Annotated in this window: 1 protein-coding gene; it reads left to right on the top strand. The window is 80.9% G+C overall.

Going from position 1 to position 1,189, the window contains the following annotated elements:
• On the top strand, positions 1–1,094 hold a 1,094-nt coding region (locus tag ABT106_RS32010), incomplete at its 5' end, for a condensation domain-containing protein (RefSeq protein ID WP_502979547.1).
• Positions 1,095–1,189: the final 95 nt, after the last annotated feature.

Here is a 1,189-nt window from a genome sequence, read left to right as displayed (position 1 = left end):
GCCTGGGCGAGCCGCACAGCTCCCGGCTGCGGTCCTGGGCCGCGGACCGCGGCGCCGGCGAGAGCAGCGCCCTGCACACGGCGTGGGCGCTGCTGCTGTACCGGGCGGCGGCTGTACGGGGCCCGCTGCGGGTGACGTTCGGGGTCCGCCTCCGCGGCCGGGACAGCACCCTGCCCGGCGCCGCGGGCCTGCCCGGACCGCCCCCGGGACCGCTGCCGATGACGGTACGGGTGGACCCGGCGGCGCCGCTGGGCGACCTGCTGCACCAGGTCCGCGACGCCCTGCTCGACCTGACGGCCTACCCGTGGGTCTGCGGCGGCCTGATCGGCCAGTGGACCGGCCGGCCCGGCGCGGGACGCCTCGCCGAGAGCGCCGTCTCCTTCGACGGCCCCGCCGAACTGCCGCCCGCCGTACGCGGGGAGCTGGCCGTCCTGGGCGTCACCGCGGGCCCGCCGCGCGCCGCGGGCCCCGCGGCCGCCCTGCCCGTCACCGTCGGCGCCCGCCACGACAGCGCCGGCGCGCTGGTCCTGGACGCCGTCTACGACCGGGCGCGCCTGGCCGACGCGGACGCCTCGGCCGTCCTGGGCCAGTGCGTGCGCCTGCTGCGGGGGCTGGCGGTGCTGGCGGGCCCCCACTGCACCGTGGGCCGGGCCCTGGACCTCCTCGCGGACGCGCAGCCTCCCGCCATGGCCCCGCCTCCGCCCGCCCCCCGCCGCCCCGCGCTGAGCACGCTGCGCCGGGGGCGGCCCTCGGCCGGCGTGCTCTGCCTCCTGGCGGCCCCGGGCGTCACGGCCGGCGGCTACGAGCTGTTCGCGCGGCGCCACCGGGGCCCCGAGACGGTCGTCGTGCTGGAGTGGGACGCCGCCCGGGGCGCCGGCGTGCCCGCCGGACTCACCGGCCTGCGGGGGCCCGGCGGACGGCTCGTACTGGCCGGCTGCGGCCCGGGCGCGGCGGCGGCCTACCACCTCGCACGGGTCCTCGCGGACGCCGGGGGAGTCCCGGTGAGCGTGGTCATGACCGGCCTGGCCGGCCCCCAGGACAGCGCGGACGCGCTCGCCCGCGGCCTCGCGGCACTGCCGGCACACCGCCCCTGACCGCCCCGGCACCGGACTGCACGTGGAACAGCTCCACTGGCGCTGGCACGGACCGCTGGACACCCGGCGGTTCACCGCCGCCTGGCAGACCCTCT

Origin of the sequence: Streptomyces sp. NPDC002044, from assembly GCF_040296725.1 — a bacterium.
GTDB lineage: Bacteria > Actinomycetota > Actinomycetes > Streptomycetales > Streptomycetaceae > Streptomyces > Streptomyces antarcticus.
Note: the sequence above shows the minus strand (reverse complement) of the source record. Positions and strands in the feature narration are given on the sequence as shown.